The sequence below is a fragment of the Pseudoxanthomonas sp. UTMC 1351 genome (genome assembly GCF_040948865.1).
In the GTDB taxonomy this organism is placed as follows: domain Bacteria; phylum Pseudomonadota; class Gammaproteobacteria; order Xanthomonadales; family Xanthomonadaceae; genus Pseudoxanthomonas_A.
The window spans coordinates 304,814-327,244 of the sequence record NZ_JAVGJT010000006.1; the positions used below are offsets into that span (position 1 = coordinate 304,814).

The window sequence follows — 22,431 nt, forward strand, 5'->3', positions numbered from 1 at the left end:
CCGGCCGTCCTTGCCTCTTCTGCCGACGCATGGCTATCCCATTGATTGCAGACCCCACGTGAGCCGCCGTCTGCCCACCATCCATGGCATTACCGAGCGCGTCGAAGGCCCGGGGCGGAGCGTGGAGGAGCTGGACCTGGAGTTCAGCAATGGCGAGCGCCGGCGCTTCCATCGGCTGAAGACGCAAGGGCATGGCGCCGTGGTTGTCGTACCCATGCTCGATGACGACACCGTGCTGCTGGTGCGCGAATATGCCGCCGGCGTCCACCGTTACGAACTGGGGCTGGTGAAGGGCCGTATCGATGCCGGAGAAACGCCTGAGCAGGCCGCCGACCGGGAAATGAAGGAAGAAGCCGGATACGGCGCCCGCCGCATCGACGTACTGCGGACGCTGAGTCTGGCGCCCACTTACATGAGCCACCAGTCCTGGCTGGTATTGGCACGTGATCTTTACCCGGAGCGCTTGCCCGGGGACGAACCTGAGGAGTTGGAAGTAGTGCCGTGGAAACTTGATGCCCTCGATAGCCTGATGCTGCGCGAGGACTTTTCGGAAGGTCGCTCGCTGGCCGCTTTGTTCATTGCCCGCGAATGGCTGCGTAGCCATCCATGATACGAATGGCCGCCGATCTCAACGAAGCCGTCATTGTCATCGCCCGCGAAGCTGGCGCGGCGATCATGGCCGTATACGACAACGTGTCGTACGAAAACGCACTTGCAGTGGAGCACAAGGCAGATGCCAGCCCCTTGACCGCCGCGGACATGGCCGCACACCACGCTATCGTGGAAGGCCTGCAGCGTCTGGCCCCGGAGTGGCCGGTGCTGTCGGAGGAGGCTGCTGATATTCCATGGTCGGCGCGCAGCCAATGGGGGACTTACTGGTTGGTGGACCCGCTGGATGGCACGCGGGAGTTCATAAAGCGCAACGGCGAGTTCACCGTCAACATCGCTCTGATCAAGCACAACGAGCCCATCTTCGGCGTAGTGTACGCACCGGTCACCGGCGAGCTGTGGCACGCCGAACAAGGTCGGAACGCGTATCGACGCCAGGGTGAGGTAGATGTGCTGCTACGCACTCGCGTTCCGGCGCAGGCGCCATTGCGGGTAGCCGCCAGCCGCTCGCATCGCGATGCGAGCACGCAGGCGTTCTTGGAGCGCATGGGCAATATCGAAATCGTCGGACTGGGCTCTTCACTCAAGTTCTGCCGCATCGCCGAAGGCACGCTGGACGTCTATCCGCGATTCGGCCCAACTTCGGAATGGGATACCGCGGCGGCGCAATGCGTACTGGAGGCCGCTGGCGGTGCGCTGCTGGCGCCGGACGGGCGCGCCTTCCGCTACAACCGCCGCGACACGTTGTTGAACGGCGATTTCATCGCGTTGGGCGATCCCTCGCTCCCCTGGCGCGACTGGCTGGCCAATGACGAGCAACACAAGAACGGAATGGAGCATGGCGGAACAGGGCATGCGCGACATGGCTGATGGCGATATCGCCCAGCTGCTGGCCATCATGGCGAAGCTACGCGATCCCAATGGCGGCTGTCCTTGGGATCTGCAACAGGATTTCTCCACGATCGCGCCGTACACCATCGAGGAAGCATACGAAGTCGCCGACGCGATCGATCGTGGCGATCTGCCCGCATTGAAGGACGAGTTGGGCGATCTGCTGCTGCAGGTGGTGTTCCATGCGCAGATGGCGCAGGAGCAGGGTGCTTTTGCCTTCCCGGATGTGGTCGCGGCGATCTGCGGCAAGATGGTGCGCCGTCATCCACACGTGTTCGGCGATATGGATGTTGCCGACGCCGAAACACAGACACGTCATTGGGAAGACATCAAGAAAGCCGAGCGGCAAGCCGCCGGCGAACAAGATGCCTCCGCATTGGCGGGCATTTCCCGCGGACTGCCCGAATGGCAGCGCGCGGTGAAGCTGCAGACGCGTGCGGCCAAAGTCGGCTTCGACTGGCCCGGTCCGGAGCCGGTAATCGCCAAGTTGCATGAAGAAATCGAAGAGGTGCGTGCAGAGTTCGCACACGGTGACGTAGCAGCGAATCACGAGCGGCTGGAAGATGAAATCGGCGATCTGTTGTTCGTCGCCGCCAATCTCGCCCGGCACGCCAAAGTCGACGTCGGTGCCGCGATGCGTCGTGCCAATCTGAAATTCGAACGGCGCTTCCGCGCGATGGAAGTGCTGGCTGATTCTGATGGTGTGGAGCTGTCGGCGTTGTCGTTGGAACAACAGGATGCCTATTGGGATCGCGTCAAGTTGATGGAAGGCGCCGAGAGTTCTGCGTAAGTGGGATTCTGATTGGCGGCAGCTTCAGTTCCCTTCTCCCTCCGGGAGAAGGTGGCGCGCAGCGACGGATGAGGGAATGGAGTGTCCGCTTGTAGCAAAGGCCGCTGGCGAGTCATTGCCATTCCCTCATCCGCCCTTCGGGCACCTTCTCCCGGAGGGAGAAGGGAACAGAGAATTGACGCCGATCAGGAACCGAGCACATGAAAACCTTTCTGCTGTTCGCCGTCACCGCACTGGCCGAGATCGTCGGTTGCTATCTCCCTTATCTCTGGCTTCGCAAAGGCGGCAGCGCCTGGCTGCTGTTGCCGGCGGCCTTCAGTCTGGCGCTGTTCGCCTGGCTGCTGACGCTGCACCCCACCGCATCTGGCCGGGTCTATGCGGCCTACGGCGGTGTCTACGTGTCGGCCGCCATTCTCTGGTTATGGCTGATTGACGAAGTAAAGCCGACGCGGTGGGATCTGCTGGGCGCGGGTTTGTGTCTGGCCGGCATGGCGATCATCATGTTCTCGCCGCGAGCCGCCTGAAATCCAGAACACGCTCCTAGGAGGGAACATGAGCCGCTTCGCCAGTTTCCGCGAGTTCTATCCGTTTTATCTGAGCGAACACGCCAATCGCACATCGCGCCGCCTGCATTTCATCGGCAGCTGCGGAGTACTGGCGCTGGTGATCGCCTTTGCTATCGAACGCAATTCGTGGTGGCTGCTGGGCGCGTTGCTTTGCGGCTATGGATTCGCCTGGGTGGGGCATTTCTTCTTCGAAAAAAACCGCCCCGCCACCTTCAAGCACCCGTTCTATTCTTTTCTTGGTGATTGGGTGATGTTCAAGGACATCCTGGTGGGGAAGATCAAGTTTTGAAGAGCCGGGAATAGGGAGTGGGGAATAGGGAACAGGGAACGGGGAACGGGGAATGAAAGTGCAACGGCGCGTCATTGCTGAGCGGGGTGTGGGCATGCCGGAAGCATGACTAAAGCAATCACGCCAGCCTTGTGTCATTCCCCGTTCCCTGTTCCCCGTTCCCGATTTTTCTACTATTCGTAGAACATCAAGAACGCCGCCCCGACGATCAGCGCGAATGCCGCGTAGTGATTCCATTTGAGCGGCTGTCCCAGGTACCAGGCCGAAAAGCCGGCGAATACCAGCAGCGTCAGGACTTCCTGGATGGTCTTCAGCTGCACTACCGAATACACGGAACTGCCCAAGCGATTGGCGGGCACCATCAAGGTGTACTCGAAAAAAGCGATACCCCAGCTGGCGATGATCGCCAACCATAGCGGCGACGCCTTGTACTTCAGGTGCCCATACCAAGCGAAGGTCATGAAGATGTTGGAGCCGAGCAGCAGCAATATCGGAAGCAGACGAGCTGTCATGGTGCGGGATTGGAAGGGAAGGAGCGCCAAGGCTAAAACGTTTTGGTAGCAAGTGCCGACCGATCAAGCAGAGACCAGAGACCAGGTCAGAGGTCAGAGGTCAAAAGTCAAAAGTCAAAAGTCAAAAGTCAAAAGGTCCCTGATCCCCGGTCTCTGGCCCCTGACCTCCGCTTCTTCACGCGCCGTCAACCCGCAACGGGGTACGTTCACAAACCTGAAGAAATGTCGGAGACATCATGCGCCACACTCAGGAGACAGCGGGACTGGTTTTGGTAGTTGAGGACAATCGCAACATCTCGGAAATGATCGGCGAATATCTGGAAGGCCGAGGATTCGAGGTGGATTACGCCAGCGACGGGCTGGACGGCTACCGACTGGCAGTGGAGAACAGCTACGACGTGCTGGTGCTGGATTTGATGTTGCCGCGCCTGGACGGCATGGAAGTCTGTCGCCGCCTGCGCAATGAGGCGCGCAAATCGACCCCCGTGCTGATGCTGACGGCGCGCGACACCCTGGACGACAAACTCACAGGCCTGAGCTCCGGCGCGGACGATTACCTCACCAAGCCTTTCGCCATCCAGGAGCTCGAAGCCCGCCTGCGCGCGCTGATCCGGCGCGAGCGCCGGCAGGTCGGGGCGGAGGTGCTCAAGGTGGCCGACCTGGTGCTGGATCCGGTCAGCATGCGTGCTACCCGTGGTGGCACCGAGCTGATGCTCTCGCCCATTGGCCTGCGCCTGCTGACCATCCTGATGCGCGAGTCGCCACGGGTGGTGACACGGCAGGAGATCGAACGGGAGATTTGGGGCAACGGCCTACCCGATTCGGATACGTTGCGCAGCCACTTGTACAACTTGCGCAAAGTCATCGACAAACCGTTCGACAAGCCGCTGCTTCACACCGTGCAGAGCGCCGGTTACCGCATCGCGGACATCGGCTGACGGGAGCGGTGGGAATCGCGGCATAATCGGCGCTTCGACTTGGGCCTGTTAACGCCACCGGGATAGGGACGCGCCGATGCCGCAAGGCCTGCCACGCAAACTCAGGATCGCCTTCATCCTGCAGGCGGTCATGGTGAGCCTGGCCATCGTGCTGGGCGTGTACCTGATTTCCGCCGTCATCAAGCACAGCCTGATGAATACGGCGCTGCAGGAGGAAGCGGCCCATTTCTGGGACCTGTATAACGCGTCCGAGGCGCAACCGCCGCCCAACACCTTCAACCTGCGCGGCTATCTGGTGATGAAGGGGCATTCGAATCTGGTCTTGCCGGCGAACCTGCGTGATCTGAAGCCGGGCTTCCACGAGCTGAAGGAAGACGACATGCTGGTGCTGGTGGACGAGAAGCCGGCCGGCCGCCTGTATCTGGTTTTCCTACGGTCGCAGGCCGAGCGCATGGCGTTCTACTTCGGTACCTTGCCGATCATCATGACCTTGATCGCGATCTATCTGGTGTCCTGGCTGACCTATCGGTCCTCCAAGCGGCTGGTATCGCCGGTCAGCTGGCTGGCCCGCCAGGTGGGCGAGTGGGACCCGCGCCGACCCGACGTCAGCTCGTTGGCTTCGGATCGTCTGCCGAAGGAAGTGCAAGGCGAGGCGCGCCAGTTGGCATCGGCTCTGCACGGCCTGGCCCAGCGCGTGACCGCGCACGTGGCGCGCGAGCGCGACTTCACCCGCGATGCCAGCCACGAACTGCGGACGCCGCTGACGGTGATCCGGGTGGCCAGCGATATGGCGATGGCCGAGGACTCGCCGCCGCGCGTCGCGCGCGCACTGCAGCGCATCCAACGTGCCGGTCGCGACATGGAAGCGGTGATCGATGCCTTCCTGATCCTGGCGCGCGAAGCGGAAGTGGAGCCCCAGCGCGAGGACTTCGATGTCGCCGATATCGTGCAGGACGAAGCAGAAAACGCGCGCACATTGCTGATCGGAAAACCGGTGGACCTGGAAGTCACCTGCAACGCCAAACCACGCCTGCACGCGCCACCGCGGGCGTTCCAGGTGGTGGTCAGCAACCTGTTGCGCAACGCCTGCAGCTATACCGACAAGGGACGCATCGACGTGATCCTGGAGGCCGATCGGGTGACGGTGCGCGACACCGGCATCGGCATGTCGGCCGAATCCATGTCACGCGTGTTCGAACCTTTTTACCGGGCGGATCCTTCCCGGCCGCACGGTAGCGGACTGGGCCTTTCCATCGTCAGCCGGCTGTGCGAGCGGTTCGGCTGGAAGGTGGAGCTGGACAGCGTGCTTGGCGAAGGGACCAGCGCGACCATTCGTTTCGTCTCCTGAATCTGTACGGGAACCGAACCGATTGCGCGCCTGTCAACCCAGCCTTCTGCCGTGCGTTAATCACCACACCCCCACCTTGCCGACTCACTGATGAGCCAGCCTCGCCCGAGCGCACCCCGCAAGAAAAAGTCCCTGCTTCCCAACCTGCTGGTCGGCGCCACGGTCGTCGTACTTCTCGCTGGCGGTGCCTGGTATTGGAATGCTCACAAGAGCGAGGCCGCACAGAGCGCTTATCGAACTGCGCCCGTGGAGCGGGGCAATATCCGCGTTGCCATTTCCGCCACCGGTACCCTGAGCGCGATATCCACGGTCACCGTGGGTAGTCAGATTTCCGGGCAGGTCACCGACGTGCTGGTTGATTTCAACAGCGAAGTGAAGGAAGGACAGGTGCTGGCTCGCATCGATCCCAGTAGCTACGAGGCGCAGATCGCGCAAGGCAACGCGCAGATCGCCAACGCACAGGCCACATTGCGGCAAGCGCAAGCGACGTTGCGCAACGCGGAACTGGACTACCGGCGCAAGGCCGATCTGGGTGCGCAGCGACTGGTGGCACAAAGCGACGTGGACTTGGCCCGTGCGGCGCTGGATCAGGCGCGCGCGCAAGTGAATTCCGCGCAGGCGCAGATCCGCCAGCAAACGGCTTCGACCCAAACCACGCGCGTCAATCTGGACCGCACGGTGATCCGTTCGCCGGTGAACGGCGTGGTGCTGACCCGCACCATAGAACCTGGGCAGACCGTCGCCGCCAGCTTGCAGGCGCCGGAACTGTTCACCATTGCCGAAGACCTGGGCAAGATGAAGATAGAGCTGGCCGTCGACGAATCCGACATCGGCCAGGTCAAGGTAGGCCAAGCGGTATCGTTCACCGCGGATGCTTTCGCCGACCGTCAGTTCCGAGGGACGGTGGAACAGGTGCGCTTGGCGGCCACCACCACCAATAACGTGGTGACGTATCCGGTGGTGGTGACCGTCGACAACAGCGACGGCACATTGCTGCCGGGGTTGACCGTCAATGCCGAGATAGAAGTCAGCAAGCGCGACAACGTGCTGAAGATTTCCAATGCCGCGCTGCGCTACAAGCCGGCCAACGGCGATGCCGCAACCGCCGGCGTTCAATCCGCGGGTCCGGTGGCGATGCCGCGCGGCGGCGGTATGACCGAAGATCTGGCGCGTGTGGCGACGAGCCTGCAGTTGAAGCCGGAACAGCGGGCGGCATTCGATGCGGCCATCGCCAAGGTCCGCGAACGCCAGGCGGCGCGCGCGGCGCAGGCATCGCAGAGCGGTGGTGGCAATCGCCTGTTCGGCGGCGGTGCGGGAGGCGGCGTGTCCATGAGAACCGTTGGCGCGCCTACTGGCGGGGGCCAGATGCGGCAACGCATGATCGAGCGTTTCCAGCAGGACTTCGCGGCGTTCCGCGCCAGCCTCGACGAAGAGCAAGCTCGCCGGTGGGACAGCGGACTTCGGGATTTGCTCAGCGCCAAGCGCGCGACCGCGTATCGGCTGGCCGATGGCAAGCCGCAGCCAGTCACGTTGCGCATTGGCGCGAGCGACGGCACCAATACCGAAGTGTCCGGTGACATCAAGGAAGGCAACCTGATGATCGTCGGCGAGCGGCCCAAGGAATGAGCGTGCCGGTAACGACCGCAACGGCTGTGTCCCCCCGCGTGACGGTCATCGAGACTCATGGCCTGGGCAAGGTCTACTCGCCAGGCAGCGAGGCGGAAGTGATTGCGCTGAAGGGCGTGGACATGCACATCCAGCGCGGCGATTTCGTCGCCATCATGGGGCCTTCGGGTTCCGGCAAGTCGACCCTGATGAACCTGATCGGCTGCCTGGATACGCCTTCTTCCGGCAGCTACTTCTGCGACGGAATCGATGTCTCGACGTTGGACGCCGAAGAGCTGGCGGGGCTACGGCGGGACAAGATCGGATTCGTGTTTCAGGGCTTCAACCTGCTGTCTCGCATGAGCGCGCTGGAAAACGTCGCCATGCCACTGGGGTACGCGCAGGTGCCGCCGCGCGAACGACTGGAGCGCGCGCGCGTGGCGTTGGCTTCGGTGGGATTGTCCGACCGTGCGGATCATCGTCCCAATGCGCTCTCCGGCGGTCAACAGCAACGCGTCGCGATTGCGCGCGCGTTGATCAATCAACCTCCCATCCTGCTGGCCGACGAGCCCACTGGCGCACTCGACAGCAAGACCGGCGAAGAGATCCTCGCCTTGTTCAAGCGGCTGCGCGACCAAGACCACACCGTCATCCTGATCACCCATGACGCCGAAGTAGCGGCGCACGCGGACCGCACGCTGGTGATGCGTGACGGTGAGTTGCATGAAGAGCTGGGAATGGGAAGACGGGAAACGGGAATGGGAGAAGACGTGCCATGACTCGCGTACTTTCTACCTGTGGTGATCTGCCCGATCGTGGACACATACGTGGCGATCGCGCTTTGGCGATTCCCCATTCTCCATTCTCCATTCCCGGCTCCTCGCCATGAAATTCTCCGACATCTTGCGCACGGCGATCTTCGCGTTGCGTGGCAACTGGATGCGCAGCGCGCTGACGTCTCTGGGCGTGATCATCGGCATCGCCGCCGTCATCGTGATGGTGTCGGTAGGCCAGGGCACCCAGGCCGAGATCGACAAGATGGTGTCCGGCCTGGGCTCGCAGCGCCTGGACATCAGTCCGGGCGCCCGTCGTGGTCCCGGCGGCGCAGTGCGGGCCAGTTCCGCCAGTTTCTTCACCCTCAACGAGGGCGATGTGGACGCGATCCGCAACGAAATTCCGGAAGTGCAGTACGTGGCCGGCGCGCTACGAGGCAATACGCAGGTCATCTACGCTGAAAACAACGCGTCCACCAGTTGGCAAGGCGTGCAGCCGGACTTCTTCGACATCAACAGCTGGACGATTGACGAAGGCGAGAGCTTCGATGCACAGGACTATACCGGCGCCGACAAGGTCGTGATCCTGGGCGAAACCGTGCGCCGCACATTGTTTGGCGAAGACAGCGGCATAGGTCAGACCATTCGGCTTGGCCGTGTTCCGTTCACCGTGGTCGGAACCTTGAAGCCGAAAGGGCAGGGTGGATTCGGCCAGGACCAGGACGAGGTGGTGATGGTGCCCTTGCAGACCGCGCGCCGCCGACTGATGGGCGCCATGGGTCTGCCCGCCGGCGCGGTGATGCAGATCTCGCTGACGGTCGCCAATGCCAAGGATCTATCCTACGTGCAGGGTGAAGTGGAAGCGTTGCTGCGCCAGCGCCACAAAATATCGCCTGGCGAAGAAGACGATTTCAACGTGCGCAACATTTCCGAAATCGTGGCTACCCGCACCGCGACGACTCGGTTGATGTCGTTGCTGTTGGGGGCGGTGGCGACGATCTCATTGATCGTCGGCGGCATCGGCATCATGAACATCATGCTGGTCTCGGTGACTGAGCGCATCCGCGAAATCGGCTTGCGCATGGCGGTGGGTGCTGGCCCTAGCGATGTGCGCAGGCAATTCCTTGCCGAAGCGATGCTGATATCGCTGATCGGCGGAGCGCTGGGTATCGCGATCGGCATTGCCGGCGCGCTGCTCGTGGGGCGCTTCAGCGATTTGCCGGTGGCGCTGAACGGACAGGTGATCGGTCTGGCAGCAGGTTTCTCGGTGGCCACGGGCCTGTTCTTCGGCTACTACCCTGCGCGCAAGGCGTCGCAGCTGGATCCGATCGAAGCCTTGCGTTCGCAGTGAATGGCGGGAATCGGGAATGGGGAAAACGGGAATCGGGAATCAGAGCCAAGTCGGTCGCAAGAACGTCTTTGCATCGAACTTCCTTCTAAATCCAGTTGGTCAAAGCGCCTCCGGCGCGGGCCGGGACGCAGTGTTTCTGCCATGTGAAGGTCCGCACTGAAGTGACGAAGCTGTCACGACTCGGCGCAAAGATGTCCTGGCACGTGTCTTCATCAGATTCACCGGCTCTATGGGCAAGGTATCCTGACCACCCCCAATCACGGATGCCGGCGCTCGCAATGACAGCTCGCAAATCCTCCCCGATAGCCTTGGTGATCCATGGCGGCGCCGGCGTCATCGAGCGCGGCCAACTCAGCATCGCTGACGAGCGAGAGATACTGGCCGATCTGAACAAAGCCCTGGAAGCCGGCCATGCTGCGCTGCTGTCCCAAGGCGGCAGTGCCTTGGATGCGGTGGAAGCCGCCGTCATTGCGCTGGAGGAATCTCCGCGTTTCAACGCGGGCAAGGGCTCGGTTTTCGACGCCAGCGGCGAGCACGAGTTGGACGCTTCCATCATGGAAGGGCATAGCCGGCGCGCCGGCGCTGTGGCGGGTGTGCGGACGGTGCGCAATCCTGTTCGCTTGGCGCGCGCGGTGATGGAGGATTCTCCACATGTATTTCTCATTGGCGCAGGTGCCGAGCAGTTCGCCGATACTCAGCCGGATATCGAGCGCGTCGCCAATCACTGGTTCGATACCGACGTTCGTCGCGAACAATTGAAGCTGACGCAGGCACTGGAACAGGAGCAATGGCAGACCAGCCAGGACTTGCGCGGCCGGTATTTCGGCACGGTCGGTGCGGTCGCATTGGATGCGCACGGCCGTATCGCCGCTGCGACTTCCACAGGCGGCATGACCAACAAACGCTGGGGCCGCGTGGGCGATTCGCCGATCATCGGCGCAGGAACCTGGGCCGATGATCGCTGTGGCGTGTCGGGAACCGGCTGGGGCGAATTCTTCATACGCAACGCAGTGGCCCATGACATTTGCGCGCGCGTCGCCTATCGCGGAGACAGCATCACCGCGGCGGCCGAAGACGTGATCAGGAACGTGGTGCCGAGCCATGGCGGCGACGGTGGTGCTGTCGCCTTGGACAGCGATGGCAATATCGCGATGGCGTTCAATACCTTGGGCATGTACCGCGGCTGGATACGTCCGGATGGGTCGCGCGGTACTGCGATTTATCGGGATGGCGACCTGCACGGGTCGTAGGATGGGTTGAGCGCAGCGATACCCATCATCGCAAACGATGGTAGACCGGCTATGCCGTTGAAAGCCGCTGCGCTCAACCCATCCTACATTGCTGTGGGCGGCGGACGATCGGTAGCCGAGGGGGCTCGCATTCGGTGTCAGAATCCGCTCATGGATATGGAGACCTATCGTCAGTTGCGCGCACAGGCGATCCGGCTGACGCGCCGCGCTGACGAAGCGGAAGACCTGGTCCAGGACACGCTATTGGCCGGACTGGAGGCGCGTCGTTCCGATCTCGCGTGGTTATCCGGCGTGCTGCGCAATCAAGCCGCCATGGCGGGGCGCGGCGCGATCCGGCGGCGCAAGCGCGAAGTGGAGTCTGCGGCCGATGAATGGGGCATCGAGCAACAGGATGTGCCCATAGAAGCAACCATGCCAGTGACGCGCGCCTGGTTGACGGCATTGCCGCCGTCCGCGCGCCGAGTCGCGGTGCTGGCGTTGCATGGATTGTCCGCCGATGAAATCCGTTGGATATTGCGGATCGAATCCACCGCTCTGCGCCAGCGCCTGACACGCATTCGCAAAGCGCTTGGCGAGCTGCCGCCGGAACTGCGCGCGGAAAGCCTCGCCCTGGCATATGTGCGAAATCCGGCCCGCAGCGTCGACCTGCAGTTCGGGTTGGTGCGGCGCGCGTTGAAAGCCGCCATGCGGGTGGGGGAAGGCCTGGGTACGCACGATGCCGACGGCCATTTGCTGGTCATCAACACGGGAGCTCACACATCGGCCCCGCCCGGCAACGAATAGCTGGGAACCACAAGAGGAGATCTCCCATGCTGAGCAACTGCAAAATAGGCGCCATCGTTTTCTTCGTCGCGGATCTGGCCCGCTCGGTCGCCTTCTATGGCGATACATTGGGATTGCCGGTCCAATCGCTGGATGGCCACGACGGTCCGTGGGCCACTGCCGACATGGGTGGGTTGACGTTGGTGTTCATTCCGCGGACCGCTACCGTCGGCGACTCACCGGTGGTCGTGTTCCATCTTGATGGCGGCATCGATGACTATGCCGACGCACTGGTCGCGCGCGGCGTGGAGATCATCGTGCCGGTCAGCGAAGCGCCAAGCGGCGGATTGACGCTGGATTTCGTTGACCCGGACCGCAATGTGCTCAGCCTGTATCAGCTAGCAGGTGCCCAGCGCAGGAGAACCTGAGGTTTCAGGCTTCGCTTTTCTGCATGGGCGGGAAGAATGTCCGTAATGACAGGCTTGGACGAGGGAACGCGTAGAGGCGGGCGACTTCGAATAGCCCGCCGTTTTTTAGCGAAGATAAGGCGAAATGACACTCCGCCATATGTCATAGCCCGCGCGGTTCATATGCAGCCGGTCTTTCACGAAAAGTTCTTCGCGCGGTTGGCCAGTGGCATCCAGCATGGGGGTGAAGATATCGATGAACTCCACCCCCAGCATTTTGGCATCCGCCGCGATCAGTGCGTTCGCCTGCCGCTGCGCATCCAGCAGATGGGCGCGGGAAGGGCTGGGTTTGATGGCGATGCAGGCGATCTCTACGTTTGGTAGATCGTGCCGTACGCGCCGGACGAAGGCGCGAAAATCCTCGCGCAGTTGTTGCGGGCTGCGTCCGCTGCCCAGGTCGTTGTCGCCGGCATAGATGAGGATCTTGCGTGGCGCGTAGGGCACGATAATGCGGTCGGCGTAGTAGGTGCTGTCGCGCAGCTCTGAGCCCCCGAAGCCCCGATTGATCACGGGCACACCTGGGAAATCGGCGGCCAATGTGCCCCACAAGCGGATCGAGGAACTGCCGATGAACAGCACCGCGCCTTTGGGCGGCGGCGATATCGCATCGGTCGCCTCAAACTGCCGTATCTCCTGCTCAAAGGCCGCATTCGATACCTGCTCAGGCACCCGGGGTGGGCTTTCTGGCCTGGCGGAGATTCCGGCGCATGCGGTCAGAAGCAGTGCCGAGGTCAGGAAAACGAGGCGGAATGCGGGAATGGGCGGCATATTGCGGCGATCTGTGTCTACTCGTTTAGTGAAACAGCCCTGACAGCCGCTTGTAAACCCGGCGTGGCGGGTGCTGGTGGCCTCCTTATGGCAAAATCGCCCTTTCCAACGATCCCCCGCTCTGCTCATGCGCTTTCCCATCGCGGCGTCCCATGACCTGTTTTCGCCAGGCCACCGTCCGATCGCGCATGCGCTTCGTGGCGCTTGTTCTTCCCTGTTCGGCGTCGCTGCCGTACGCCTTGCCTGACTTCCGGATGACATCTCATGGCCGATGAAATCGGACACATGCCACGCGGCCCCGCCCGCATCCTGAAGGCGACGGTGTGGTCGATGCAGGGCTTGAAGGCGGCCTGGCTGCACGAGTCGTCGTTCCGCCTGGAAGTCTATTTGCTGGTGGTCCTCGCGCCGCTGGCGATCTGGCTGGGCCGGGATGGCATCGAGCGCAGCCTGATGATCGGCAGCTGCCTGCTGGTGTTGGCGGCGGAGTTGCTGAATTCGGCGGTGGAAGCGCTGATCGAGCGTTACGGGCCGGAGTACCACGAGCTGGCCGGGCGCGCCAAGGACATGGGATCGGCCGCGGTGTTCGTGCTGATGATGAACGTATTGCTGTGCTGGGTCTTCATTCTGGGGCCACGGCTGTTTTGATCGACATAACCAAAAAGAAAGGATCGCACCCAAATGAGTTTTGAATTCCTGGCCGACCCCAACGTCTGGCTGACGCTGGTGACCCTGAGCGCACTGGAGATCGTGCTGGGCATCGACAACCTGGTGTTCATTTCCATCGCCGTCGCCAAGCTGCCCCCTCTCCAGCGGCCGCTGGCGCGCCGGATCGGCATCGCGGTGGCCTGTATCACGCGGATCGCGCTGCTGGTGTCGCTGGCCTTCCTGGCGAAGATGCAGTACGACCTGTTCACCCTGTTCGGCATGGGCATTTCAGTGCGCGATCTGGTGCTGGTCCTGGGCGGCATCTTCCTGCTGGTGAAGGGCGCCATGGAGATCAAGGAGCTGATCGGCGGTGGCGACGATGAAGATCCTTCCACCACCAAGACCTCGGCCGTATTCGGGATGGTCATTGCCCAGATTGCCATCATTGACATCGTGTTTTCGCTGGACTCGGTCATTACCGCCGTCGGCATGGCCGAGCACATCCCGGTGATGGTTGCCGCCATCCTGTTGGCCGTTGCGGTGATGCTGCTGGCGGCCAATCCGCTGGGCCGTTTCATCGACGCCAATCCCACCATCAAGATGCTGGCGCTGGCCTTCATTGTGCTGATCGGCGCGGTGTTGATCCTGGACGGTTTGGAAGTGCATGTGCCCAAGCCCTACGTCTATTTCGCCATGGGTTTCTCGGTGATGGTGGAATGGCTGAACCTGCTGATGCGCCGCCGTGCGGCGCGCCGGCATGTCCCCGGCGCCGGCGAGTGGTGACTTGCTGAAGGCCTGAAGGCGGACGGCGCTGAGCTGGATGCCTTCGTCGCCCGCCCATGCCGGCATTTTTGCTCACATGTGCGGGATAAGGCGGTTTCGTAGAGCGGCGCTTGCTCCGCTGCTCTTAATGGGGCTTAAGGGCCATTCGTTCTCCTCCTGCCGTTGCGACGGCCTCATTGCTTCTGATTCGGTGCTATCACGAGGCGCAGCTCCGCTCTACGAGAAGCGCTCCCATTCGGGTTTCGGCGGATGGCATCCGACAAGCAGCCGGCTCCCTACTCGGGCAAAATAGCCTCTATCTCTGGACGGTCAAGCCGAGGCGCATGATTTACCTTCATCAGATCGATCCGATCATCTTTTCGCTGGGCCCGTTGAAGCTGCATTGGTACGGCTTGATGTATCTGTTGGGATTCCTTGCGTCCTGGTGGTTGGGGCGGCTGCGGATCGGGGCTGGCCGCCTGCCGGGCGTGGACGCCAATGGATTCTCCGACCTGCTGTTCTATTCCATGCTGGGGGTCGTGCTGGGCGGGCGCTTCGGTTACGTGCTGTTCTATGGTTTCGAAGCCTTCGTGCAGAACCCGTTGTCGATATTCAAGGTGTGGGAAGGCGGCATGAGTTTCCATGGTGGCCTGTTGGGCGTCATGGCCGCGGCCTGGTGGTGGACGCGCCGGCATCGCACGCACTTCTTCGACACCATGGATTTCGTGGCCCCACTGGTGCCGCTGGGTTTGGGGTTCGGACGTCTGGGTAACTTCGTTGGTGCCGAGCTCTGGGGCAAATACACCCAGGCTGGCTGGGGTGTGATCTTTCCCACCACCGACCCCAATATCGTCAAGCTGGGCCTGGATGCGCAGCAGTTGCAGGCGCAGTACGCCTCTGGCGCGTTGAATCAGTTCGCACGTCATCCTTCGCAGCTTTATCAGTCCTTTTTGGAAGGGCTGGTGATGTTTTGTGTGCTGTGGTGGTTTTCGCGCAAGCCGCGTCCGCGCTATGCGGTTTCCGGTCTGTTCGCGTTGCTGTACGGCATTTTCCGTTTTGTGGTGGAGTTCGTGCGGGTGCCGGACGAACAATTGAAATATCTCGCGTTTGGCTGGCTGACCATGGGGCAAGTGCTCAGCGTGCCGCTGATTGCGCTGGGTCTGTATCTGCTGTGGCGGTCGCGTCGGTCGCCCACGCTGCAGCCTGTGATTCCCGCCGGGACGAAACCTGCCAAGGAGTCCGCATGAAGCAATATCTCGATCTGTTGCGGCATGTGCTGGAACACGGCACGGAGAAATCCGACCGCACCGGCACCGGAACGCGCAGCGTGTTCGGCTGGCAGATGCGCTTCGATTTGAACGATGGCTTTCCGCTGGTCACCACCAAGAAGCTGCACCTGCGTTCCATCGTCCATGAGTTGCTGTGGTTCCTGAAAGGCGAAACCAACATCGCGTATTTGAAGGACAACAAGGTCAGCATCTGGGACGAATGGGCGGACGAACAGGGCGAGTTGGGCCCGGTCTACGGCAAGCAATGGCGCCGTTGGGCGACCGCCGAAGGCGGCGAGATCGATCAGATCCGCTGGGTGGTGGAAGAAATCAAGCGCAATCCCGATTCGCGCCGATTGATCGTTTCGGCTTGGAACGTTGCGGACTTGCCGAAGATGGCACTGATGCCGTGCCATACGATGTTCCAGTTCTACGTCGTGAATGGGAAGCTGAGTTGCCAGTTGTATCAGCGCAGCGGCGACATCTTTCTGGGTGTGCCGTTCAACATCGCCAGTTATGCGCTGCTGACGCATATGGTGGCGCGGGCGACGGGGCTGGGCGTGGGCGATTTCGTACACACGCTGGGCGATGCGCACCTGTATTCCAACCACTACGAACAGGCACGCGAACAGCTGTCTCGCGAACCGCGCGCGTTGCCTCGATTGCATCTGAATGCCGACGTGCGCGATCTGTTCGCCTTCACGTACGACGATATCGAGATACACGGCTACGATCCGCATCCCGCCATCAAGGCGCCGGTGGCGGTGTAACACGGTGGTGATTTCGCTTATCGCCGCATTGGATCGTCATCGCGCTATCGGCAAAGGCAACGATCTGCCCTGGCGATTGCCTGACGACCTCAAGCGGTTCAAAGCGCTGACGCTGGGCAAGCCGGTGTTGATGGGTCGCAAAACGGCCGAATCGCTGGGCCGGGCTTTACCCGGCCGGCTCAATCTGGTGCTGACGCGATCCGGCCGGTCGCCATACGCGGATATGAGAGCGGTCGGTTCATTGGAAGAGGCTCGCGCGTTGGCGGAAGCGAAAAACGCCGAAGAACTCTGCGTTATCGGTGGGGCGGAGATATACACGCAGACGCTGCCTCTGGCCGATCGTCTCCACCTCACCCATGTAGATACGCAAGTGGAAGACGCAGACGCGTTCTTTCCGGATTTCGATGCGGCGCAGTGGCGAGTAGTCGATCGTGAGCCGCATCCGGCCGATAGCAAGCATGCGTTTGCTTTCGAGTTTGTCGACTACGTTAGGGCGTGATGTTCTTGCAAGAGCTCGATAAGCCGCGGCAATCCCAATCCCGGCAGGCACGCCGGCAACGATCCTACAAAGGCAGCGCCGGTCGATAGTGGCCAATGATGGCGTGCTGGAAAAGCAGGTTTTCTTCCTGCGTGCCCTGGCCGATGTTGTGGATGATCAACGGTATGCCGTCGTAGGTAGTGCGGTCGGAAACGATGCCGATATGCAGCAGGCCGGAGCCCGTGAGCTTCCAGGCAACGATGTCGCCCGCGCTGTAGCTGTCGGGAGTGGAATCAACTGGTCGCGCCCAGCCTTGCCGTTCGAACCAATGCATTTGGTTCGGTACCCGGCGGTGATCGATGTTTCGGTTCGCCCGCTTCAGCCCCCAGAGTTGCGGATAAGCCGCGAAGTTCCTGCGCATGTCTTCGTGGATGGTCTGCTGCAGATCCAGGCCTTGCGTCCTCAGTGCACGGATAACCACGTCGGTGCAGACGCCGCGATCGCGGGGCACGTCGCCACCGGGATAGTCCAATTCGACATACGCGGGATCATAGAGGCGGGTGACGCTGATCTGTCCGCGCGCGGCTGCCACCAGCGGCGGCGATGGCGGCGCCTGCATAGGCATGCGGGAAGGCGAAGATGCCTGCTTCGCTACTGCGGTCTTCTGCGCCGCCGGGGCATCGGCATGGCAGGCGACAGACAAGCTCGCCAGCGTCAGGGCCAACAGTACGACCGCGACGCCCGAGCGGGCGCGCATGTGGTGCAACGGATTTGCGGTTTCCTTGGCTATCAAGTCGCTCAATCCCAAGACTCCCGTGTAAGTGGGTACGATCTAGACTGTGTTCGCCAGGCTGTAACAACCAGGCTGCAACAGCCGAGCTGCAACAATGAGGATGTTTCAGTCGGGTGTCGACACTTCCCGTCCCGGCACTTGCACCACACGCAGCTCATCGGTATCCAGCTGTAAAGCGGTTAGTTTTCCGCCCCAGACCGCGCCGGTATCGATAGCGTGAATGCCGTGGCCGATCATCAGGCCCAAGGTCGACCAGTGTCCGCAGACGATCTTCAATTCGCGCTGCACCCGGCCTGGAACCTCGTACCAAGGATAAAGTCCCTGCGCCTGCGTTCCTGGGGCGCCTTTCTCCTCGATGGCCATGCGACCACGCGGGGTGCAATAACGCATACGGGTAAACAGATTGATGATAGCGCGCGAGCGCTCATAACCAGACAGGTTGGGCGACCAGCTCGGCTTGTCGCCGTACATGTTGCGAAACAGCTTGCGGTAACTGTTGCCGTGCAGCTGCTGCTCGACTTCGCGCGCGTGTCGTTCCGCCAGCGCAATCGTCCATTTCGGTGCCAGGCCGGCGTGGACCATCATCCATCCCAGCTGCCGGTCGGCATGCAGCAGTTTCTGCATGCGCAACCAGTCCAGCAGTTCGCGCGCATCGTCGGCGAAGACCACGCGCTGCAGGTCTGGATTCACCTTGCGCTGTTCGTCCGGCGTGCGCTCGCCGACGGCCAGCAAGGATAGATCATGGTTGCCCAGCACCACGACGCTTTGCTCACGCAGCGAACGCACCAGGCGCAGGGTTTCCAGCGACTGGCCACCGCGATTGACCAGATCCCCGCAGAACCAGAGCTTGTCCACTGCCGGGTCGAAGCGGATCCGTTCCAGTAAACGCTGGGTGACGTCGTAGCAACCTTGCAGGTCGCCGATTGCCCAGACCGCCATCAGTGCAGCGTCCGCGGGATGGAGAGCGTGAATTGCGGGATCGGCGCGTCGAAGCGCGTGCCGTCGTCGGCCAGCATGTCGTAGCTTCCTTGCATGGTTCCCAGTGAGGTTTCCAGTACCGCGCCAGAGGTGTACTTGAAATCCTGGCCCGGCCGCAGCCAGGGCTGCTCGCCCACCACGCCTTCACCGTCCACTTCCTGCACCTTGCCGTTGGCATCGGTGACCGTCCAGTGGCGTCCCAGCAATCTTGCGCCGACCCGGCCGGTATTGCGGATGCGAATGGTATAGGAGAAGACGTAGCGCCCTTCCTCGGGCGCGGATTGATCGGCCAGGAAACGGGTGGCTACGTCGATATCGATGGCGTAGTCGGCGTCGTTCATAGTGACAGTTTATGCAAAAGCGATAATTTGTGTAGGGAATGCACTTGCCAGCATCTGTGCCGGGCAGCGGCGCATGCGCCGAATCAGGGTGGCGCCCAAGGCGATCGACCTACTCGGTCGGGGGCAGATTGGCCAAGCGAATGAAGCCGGCAACTTCCACTTGCTCGGCGCGGGCATCCGGGCGCAATCCGGCCGCTTCGATTTGTTCGACATTGCAGACGCTTGAAAGTGCGTTGCGCAACGTCTTGCGGCGTTGGCCGAATGCCGCGCGTACGACTTCGGTAAAACGCTGAGGCGCTTGGACGCCGATGCTGTCCGGGTCTCGCGGTATCAATCGCACCACCGCGGAATCGACCTTCGGCGGCGGCCGGAACGCGCCCGGCGGCACCACAAACAGTGGTGTCACCGCGCAGTAAGCCTGCAGCATGACACTGAGGCGGCCATAGACCTTGCTGCCCGGTTCGGCCGCCATGCGGTCCACCACTTCCTTCTGCAGCATGAAAACCATATCGCGGATGACGGCCGCGTGTTCGATGGCGTGAAAAAGAATGGGCGAGGACAGGTTGTACGGCAGGTTGCCGACCAGCCGCAGTTTGTCTTCGCCAGCCGCCAGCTTGGTGAAATCCACCGCCAGTACATCCTTGTGGATGATCGTCAGGCGGCCGACACCTTCGGAAGACTCCATCAGCGGCGTGATCAGGTCCCTGTCGAACTCGATGGCGGTCAATTCGCCATGCTTCCTCAGCAGCGGCAGCGTGATCGCGCCCTGGCCCGGCCCGATTTCGACCAGACGATCGCCGGGCTGCGGATTCACCGCCAGCACGATCTTGTCGATGTAGCTGCGATCGGTCAGGAAGTGCTGGCCTAGCGATTTCTTGGGCGGTGCTTTGAAGTGCGACATGGGGTGATTATGCGGGGACCAGGGAACGGGGAACAGGGAATGTAAGATCGGCGTGCGTGGATTTGAGCCGACTAGGTTTCGCAATATCGGCGTTTAGGTCTGTGGATGGTGCGCTGGGTAGACACCGATCCTCTTTCGTTCCCCGTTTCCAGGTTCCCGTTATGAAGTGATCGGTTCGGCGGTGTCCGCGCAGGAATGGGGAGTATGGGGAACCAGCAAACGCCGGTGAATTTCATTCCCCGTTCCCCGTTCCCCGTTCCCGCTTTTGCGCAATGCGCCTCTCCGCCATCGCCGCGCATATCCTCACCGCGGCGAACAAGCTCGAAGGATCGGCCTCGCCCTTACCCGCCAGCTCCAAGGCGGTGCCGTGATCCACCGCGACTCGCGGATAGGGCAGGCCCAGGGTCAGGTTCACCGCCTGCTCGAAGCCGCTGTACTTCAACACGGGCAAGCCTTGATCGTGATACATCGCGAGCACGGCATCGAAGCCTTTCAGTTTTTGCGGCAGGAAAGCCGTGTCGGCCGGCAACGGACCGATCAGGCGCATGCCTTCGGCCGACAAACGCTGCAATACCGGGGCGATGACATCGATCTCCTCCCGTCCCAGGTGCCCGGCTTCGCCTGCGTGCGGGTTCAAGCCCAGTACGGCGATGGAGGGAGCATCAATGCCGAAATCGTCGCGCAGGGCGGCGTGGATGATGTGTAGAACGCGCGCCAGACTGTCTGCGGTGAGTGCGTTCGGTACTTCGCGTAGCGGCAGATGAGTGGTGACCAAGGCAACGCGGACAATGTCGTTGGCGAGCATCATCACTACGTCGCGACCCGCGCGTTGAGCCAGCAGTTCGGTGGTGCCAGTGTAGGGAATACCGCCGGCGTTGATGGCGGCTTTGTGCACCGGACCGGTGACCAAGCCGGCCAGTTCACCGTGCAGGCAGGCATCGGAGGCCTGGTTCAATGCCTCGATGACGGCGGCAGCGTTGCGGGGATCGGTCTGACCAAAGAGGCTGGAGACGGCGTTGGCGACCACGCGGATCGCCAGATCACCGGGTGCGGTGGCCGTTTCCTCTTCATCCAGCAATCGCAGCGGCAGCTTCAGGGCCCCGGCTGCAGCAAGCAGCGTGTCGGGATCGCCGAAGGCGAGCAGGCGGCAATCATCGCGTGGCTGTTGTGCCAGCCGGACGCAGAGTTCGGGCCCAATGCCTGCCGGCTCGCCCGGGACCAGCGCGAGCCGAGGCTTCATGGTGCTCAGCTACCTTTGGTGGCAGCGCCGCCTTCAGCGCTATCGCTGTTGCGGAAGTTGACGTACGCCTCGCCGCGCAACTCCTGCAGGAAGCGGTTGTACTCATCCTCCGCCTTGCGGCGGCCGATGGTTTCACGGATCTGCGCGCGCTGATTGGCGCCGGTGACGTCGGTCTGGCGGGTGGCAACGCGTTGCACGATATGCCAGCCAGCATCGGTACGGAACGGCGCGGTCACTTGGCCGTCGCTGACATTGGAAATCTGCCGGCCAAAGTCGGGGCCGTAGGCGTCGGCCGGGAACCAGCCCAGGTCGCCGCCCTCATCGCGACTGTTGGGGTCTTCGGAAGACTCCTTGGCGACTTCGACGAAATCGGCGCCGCCTTCGATGCGGGCGCGCAAGGTATCGATCTTGGCCTTGGCCACGGCGCTGTCCTGCACGTCCGTGACTCGGATCAGGATATGACGGGCGTTGAATTCAGTGACCGTCCGCGCCTCCGCTTTCGATGCATCGCGTACTTCCACCAACTTCAGCAGCTGGAATCCACTGGGACCGCGCAGGGGGCCGACCACCTGCCCGGGCGACATATCCTTGAGCATCTGAGAAAAGGCGACCGGAATTTCATCCAGGCTGCGCCAGCCCAGATCGCCGCCTTCCAGGGCGTTGGGACTGTCGGAATACCGCACCGCGGCCGCCGAGAAATCGAGTTCGCCCTTGTCGATCAGTGCCTTGACGCCAGCGATCTTTTGCTCGCCCGTGGCGATCTGTTCGGCGGTGGCGCCTTCCGGGAGTCCTACCAGGATGTGGGCCAAGTGGTATTGCGAGCCGCCGCTAGTCTGCGCCGCCAGGGCAGCGTCGACTTCACTTTCGCTCACCTGCACGCGGCTCTGCGCATAACTCTGACGCAGGCGCTGGACGATGATTTCGTCGCGCAACGAATTGCGGAAATCGCCGAACGACATGCCGTCGGCTTCGAGCCTCTGGCGCAGGCCGTCCACGGTGGTGCCGTTCTGCTGGGCGACGCTGGCCACGGCGTTGTTCAACTCCTGGTCGCTGACGCGGATGCCGCTTTCGTTGGCGCGAGCAACCTGCAGCTTGACCAGCACCAGCCGTTCCAGCACCTGGCGTTCCAGCACATTGCGCGGCGGCAACTGCTCGGGCCGATTGGCGTACTGGCCCAGGACGTTCTGCACCGCGCGGTCCAGTTCGCTCTGCAGGATCACGTCTTCGTTGACTACTGCGGCGATGCGGTCCAACGGCTGCAGTGATTGGGCGAATGCCGGTGAGACAGTCGTGGCAGCCAACAGGCCGGCCACAAGGAAACGGAGGAACTTCATTT

24 protein-coding genes and 2 pseudogenes are annotated in these 22,431 nt (G+C 62.1%); 18 read left to right on the forward strand and 8 right to left on the reverse strand.

What is annotated here, in order from left to right; genetic code table 11:
- Positions 1–58 precede the first annotated feature (58 nt).
- The 5 genes and pseudogenes from nudE (at position 59) to AB6O04_RS05265 (ending at position 3,145) form a co-directional block, all read left to right on the forward strand.
- Entirely contained in the window at positions 59–610 is a 552-nt protein-coding gene (nudE, locus tag AB6O04_RS05245; RefSeq protein ID WP_368562746.1) for an ADP compounds hydrolase NudE, read from the forward strand.
- Positions 607–1,416: pseudogene (cysQ, locus tag AB6O04_RS05250) on the forward strand (3'(2'),5'-bisphosphate nucleotidase CysQ); the annotation flags it as partial. The gene nudE and the pseudogene cysQ, both read left to right, overlap by 4 nt.
- 46 nt (positions 1,417–1,462) lie before the next feature.
- Entirely contained in the window at positions 1,463–2,290 is an 828-nt protein-coding gene (gene mazG / locus AB6O04_RS05255) for a nucleoside triphosphate pyrophosphohydrolase (protein ID WP_368562748.1), read from the forward strand.
- A gap of 200 nt (positions 2,291–2,490) precedes the next feature.
- Complete coding sequence (locus tag AB6O04_RS05260) at positions 2,491–2,814, forward strand: YnfA family protein (protein WP_368562749.1); 324 nt, start codon at positions 2,491–2,493, stop codon at positions 2,812–2,814.
- A gap of 28 nt (positions 2,815–2,842) precedes the next feature.
- Positions 2,843–3,145 (forward strand): Mpo1-like protein, encoded by a 303-nt coding sequence (locus AB6O04_RS05265; protein ID WP_368562750.1) that lies wholly within the window; start codon positions 2,843–2,845, stop codon positions 3,143–3,145.
- A gap of 173 nt (positions 3,146–3,318) precedes the next feature.
- On the opposite strand, the gene AB6O04_RS05270 is transcribed toward AB6O04_RS05265, so the two are convergent.
- Positions 3,319–3,657: a DMT family protein gene (locus tag AB6O04_RS05270; protein WP_368562751.1), complete on the reverse strand. Its 339-nt coding sequence runs from the start codon at positions 3,655–3,657 to the stop codon at positions 3,319–3,321.
- 236 nt (positions 3,658–3,893) lie between these two features.
- Here AB6O04_RS05270 and AB6O04_RS05275 point away from each other — a divergent pair, with 236 nt between their 5' ends.
- The 8 genes from AB6O04_RS05275 to AB6O04_RS05310 all read left to right on the forward strand — a co-directional run bounded on the left by AB6O04_RS05275 (position 3,894) and on the right by AB6O04_RS05310 (position 12,112).
- Complete coding sequence (locus AB6O04_RS05275; RefSeq protein ID WP_337343237.1) at positions 3,894–4,595, forward strand: response regulator transcription factor; 702 nt, start codon at positions 3,894–3,896, stop codon at positions 4,593–4,595.
- A 76-nt stretch (positions 4,596–4,671) separates the two neighbouring features.
- Complete coding sequence (locus AB6O04_RS05280; protein ID WP_368562753.1) at positions 4,672–5,943, forward strand: sensor histidine kinase; 1,272 nt, start codon at positions 4,672–4,674, stop codon at positions 5,941–5,943.
- A gap of 90 nt (positions 5,944–6,033) precedes the next feature.
- Entirely contained in the window at positions 6,034–7,569 is a 1,536-nt protein-coding gene (locus AB6O04_RS05285; RefSeq protein WP_368562754.1) for an efflux RND transporter periplasmic adaptor subunit, read from the forward strand.
- A 2-nt stretch (positions 7,570–7,571) separates the two neighbouring features.
- On the forward strand, positions 7,572–8,327 hold the full coding sequence (locus tag AB6O04_RS05290; RefSeq protein WP_368562755.1) for an ABC transporter ATP-binding protein: 756 nt from the start codon (positions 7,572–7,574) through the stop codon (positions 8,325–8,327).
- A gap of 106 nt (positions 8,328–8,433) precedes the next feature.
- Entirely contained in the window at positions 8,434–9,672 is a 1,239-nt protein-coding gene (locus AB6O04_RS05295; RefSeq protein WP_368562756.1) for an ABC transporter permease, read from the forward strand.
- 278 nt (positions 9,673–9,950) lie between these two features.
- The gene (locus AB6O04_RS05300; RefSeq protein WP_368562757.1) at positions 9,951–10,922 is read left to right on the forward strand and encodes an isoaspartyl peptidase/L-asparaginase family protein; all 972 of its coding nucleotides are present in this window, start codon (positions 9,951–9,953) and stop codon (positions 10,920–10,922) included.
- 150 nt (positions 10,923–11,072) lie between these two features.
- Positions 11,073–11,705 carry an RNA polymerase sigma factor gene (locus AB6O04_RS05305; RefSeq protein ID WP_368562759.1) on the forward strand — a complete coding sequence of 211 codons (633 nt, stop codon included), beginning with the start codon at positions 11,073–11,075 and terminating at the stop codon, positions 11,703–11,705.
- Between the two features lie 26 nt (positions 11,706–11,731).
- Positions 11,732–12,112: a VOC family protein gene (locus AB6O04_RS05310; protein ID WP_368562760.1), complete on the forward strand. Its 381-nt coding sequence runs from the start codon at positions 11,732–11,734 to the stop codon at positions 12,110–12,112.
- Between the two features lie 105 nt (positions 12,113–12,217).
- Here the strand turns inward: AB6O04_RS05310 and AB6O04_RS05315 are convergent, their stop codons facing one another.
- Positions 12,218–13,060 carry an SGNH/GDSL hydrolase family protein gene (locus AB6O04_RS05315; protein WP_368562761.1) on the reverse strand — a complete coding sequence of 281 codons (843 nt, stop codon included), beginning with the start codon at positions 13,058–13,060 and terminating at the stop codon, positions 12,218–12,220.
- A gap of 123 nt (positions 13,061–13,183) precedes the next feature.
- Between AB6O04_RS05315 and AB6O04_RS05320 the strand changes: the two genes are divergently transcribed.
- The 5 genes from AB6O04_RS05320 (at position 13,184) to AB6O04_RS05340 (ending at position 16,863) form a co-directional block, all read left to right on the forward strand.
- Entirely contained in the window at positions 13,184–13,564 is a 381-nt protein-coding gene (locus AB6O04_RS05320; RefSeq protein ID WP_368562763.1) for a diacylglycerol kinase, read from the forward strand.
- Between the two features lie 33 nt (positions 13,565–13,597).
- On the forward strand, positions 13,598–14,347 hold the full coding sequence (locus AB6O04_RS05325; RefSeq protein ID WP_368562765.1) for a TerC family protein: 750 nt from the start codon (positions 13,598–13,600) through the stop codon (positions 14,345–14,347).
- Positions 14,348–14,670: 323 nt separating this feature from the next.
- Positions 14,671–15,573 (forward strand): prolipoprotein diacylglyceryl transferase, encoded by a 903-nt coding sequence (gene lgt, locus AB6O04_RS05330; protein ID WP_368562766.1) that lies wholly within the window; start codon positions 14,671–14,673, stop codon positions 15,571–15,573.
- The gene (locus AB6O04_RS05335) at positions 15,570–16,364 is read left to right on the forward strand and encodes a thymidylate synthase (protein WP_368562767.1); all 795 of its coding nucleotides are present in this window, start codon (positions 15,570–15,572) and stop codon (positions 16,362–16,364) included. The genes lgt and AB6O04_RS05335 overlap by 4 nt, the downstream gene beginning before the upstream one ends.
- Before the next feature lie 4 nt (positions 16,365–16,368).
- On the forward strand, positions 16,369–16,863 hold the full coding sequence (locus AB6O04_RS05340; RefSeq protein WP_368562769.1) for a dihydrofolate reductase: 495 nt from the start codon (positions 16,369–16,371) through the stop codon (positions 16,861–16,863).
- A 64-nt stretch (positions 16,864–16,927) separates the two neighbouring features.
- Here AB6O04_RS05340 and AB6O04_RS05345 read toward each other — a convergent pair whose 3' ends face one another.
- The 6 genes and pseudogenes from AB6O04_RS05345 to AB6O04_RS05370 all read right to left on the reverse strand — a co-directional run bounded on the left by AB6O04_RS05345 (position 16,928) and on the right by AB6O04_RS05370 (position 22,429).
- Positions 16,928–17,644 (reverse strand): DUF1287 domain-containing protein, encoded by a 717-nt coding sequence (locus AB6O04_RS05345; RefSeq protein ID WP_368562771.1) that lies wholly within the window; start codon positions 17,642–17,644, stop codon positions 16,928–16,930.
- Between the two features lie 111 nt (positions 17,645–17,755).
- Positions 17,756–18,574: pseudogene (locus tag AB6O04_RS05350) on the reverse strand (symmetrical bis(5'-nucleosyl)-tetraphosphatase); the annotation flags it as partial.
- Positions 18,574–18,954, reverse strand: a complete 381-nt coding sequence (gene apaG, locus AB6O04_RS05355) for a Co2+/Mg2+ efflux protein ApaG (protein ID WP_368562772.1) — start codon at positions 18,952–18,954, stop codon at positions 18,574–18,576. The gene apaG and the pseudogene AB6O04_RS05350, both read right to left, overlap by 1 nt.
- A gap of 109 nt (positions 18,955–19,063) precedes the next feature.
- A complete protein-coding gene (gene rsmA, locus AB6O04_RS05360; RefSeq protein ID WP_368562773.1) occupies positions 19,064–19,855 on the reverse strand; it encodes a 16S rRNA (adenine(1518)-N(6)/adenine(1519)-N(6))-dimethyltransferase RsmA in 792 nt (263 codons plus the stop codon).
- A gap of 232 nt (positions 19,856–20,087) precedes the next feature.
- The gene (gene pdxA, locus AB6O04_RS05365) at positions 20,088–21,095 is read right to left on the reverse strand and encodes a 4-hydroxythreonine-4-phosphate dehydrogenase PdxA (protein ID WP_368562775.1); all 1,008 of its coding nucleotides are present in this window, start codon (positions 21,093–21,095) and stop codon (positions 20,088–20,090) included.
- Positions 21,096–21,100: 5 nt separating this feature from the next.
- The gene (locus AB6O04_RS05370) at positions 21,101–22,429 is read right to left on the reverse strand and encodes a peptidylprolyl isomerase (RefSeq protein ID WP_368562876.1); all 1,329 of its coding nucleotides are present in this window, start codon (positions 22,427–22,429) and stop codon (positions 21,101–21,103) included.
- Positions 22,430–22,431: the final 2 nt, after the last annotated feature.

Excerpts from the sequence above, each read along its gene's own strand:
- AB6O04_RS05270 (WP_368562751.1), bottom strand. The coding sequence starts at position 3,657 with ATGACAGCTCGTCTGCTTCCGATATTGCTGCTGCTCGGCTCCAACATC.
- AB6O04_RS05325 (WP_368562765.1), top strand. The coding sequence starts at position 13,598 with ATGAGTTTTGAATTCCTGGCCGACCCCAACGTCTGGCTGACGCTGGTG.
- lgt (WP_368562766.1), top strand. The coding sequence starts at position 14,671 with ATGATTTACCTTCATCAGATCGATCCGATCATCTTTTCGCTGGGCCCG.
- AB6O04_RS05285 (WP_368562754.1), top strand. The coding sequence starts at position 6,034 with ATGAGCCAGCCTCGCCCGAGCGCACCCCGCAAGAAAAAGTCCCTGCTT.
- AB6O04_RS05310 (WP_368562760.1), top strand. The coding sequence starts at position 11,732 with ATGCTGAGCAACTGCAAAATAGGCGCCATCGTTTTCTTCGTCGCGGAT.
- AB6O04_RS05300 (WP_368562757.1), top strand. The coding sequence starts at position 9,951 with ATGACAGCTCGCAAATCCTCCCCGATAGCCTTGGTGATCCATGGCGGC.
- AB6O04_RS05260 (WP_368562749.1), top strand. The coding sequence starts at position 2,491 with ATGAAAACCTTTCTGCTGTTCGCCGTCACCGCACTGGCCGAGATCGTC.
- AB6O04_RS05275 (WP_337343237.1), top strand. The coding sequence starts at position 3,894 with ATGCGCCACACTCAGGAGACAGCGGGACTGGTTTTGGTAGTTGAGGAC.
- AB6O04_RS05370 (WP_368562876.1), bottom strand. The coding sequence starts at position 22,429 with ATGAAGTTCCTCCGTTTCCTTGTGGCCGGCCTGTTGGCTGCCACGACT.
- AB6O04_RS05280 (WP_368562753.1), top strand. The coding sequence starts at position 4,672 with ATGCCGCAAGGCCTGCCACGCAAACTCAGGATCGCCTTCATCCTGCAG.
- apaG (WP_368562772.1), bottom strand. The coding sequence starts at position 18,954 with ATGAACGACGCCGACTACGCCATCGATATCGACGTAGCCACCCGTTTC.
- AB6O04_RS05315 (WP_368562761.1), bottom strand. The coding sequence starts at position 13,060 with ATGGGAAAGCGCATGAGCAGAGCGGGGGATCGTTGGAAAGGGCGATTT.
- pdxA (WP_368562775.1), bottom strand. The coding sequence starts at position 21,095 with ATGAAGCCTCGGCTCGCGCTGGTCCCGGGCGAGCCGGCAGGCATTGGG.
- AB6O04_RS05295 (WP_368562756.1), top strand. The coding sequence starts at position 8,434 with ATGAAATTCTCCGACATCTTGCGCACGGCGATCTTCGCGTTGCGTGGC.
- rsmA (WP_368562773.1), bottom strand. The coding sequence starts at position 19,855 with ATGTCGCACTTCAAAGCACCGCCCAAGAAATCGCTAGGCCAGCACTTC.
- AB6O04_RS05305 (WP_368562759.1), top strand. The coding sequence starts at position 11,073 with ATGGATATGGAGACCTATCGTCAGTTGCGCGCACAGGCGATCCGGCTG.
- AB6O04_RS05335 (WP_368562767.1), top strand. The coding sequence starts at position 15,570 with ATGAAGCAATATCTCGATCTGTTGCGGCATGTGCTGGAACACGGCACG.
- mazG (WP_368562748.1), top strand. The coding sequence starts at position 1,463 with ATGCGCGACATGGCTGATGGCGATATCGCCCAGCTGCTGGCCATCATG.
- AB6O04_RS05320 (WP_368562763.1), top strand. The coding sequence starts at position 13,184 with ATGGCCGATGAAATCGGACACATGCCACGCGGCCCCGCCCGCATCCTG.
- AB6O04_RS05265 (WP_368562750.1), top strand. The coding sequence starts at position 2,843 with ATGAGCCGCTTCGCCAGTTTCCGCGAGTTCTATCCGTTTTATCTGAGC.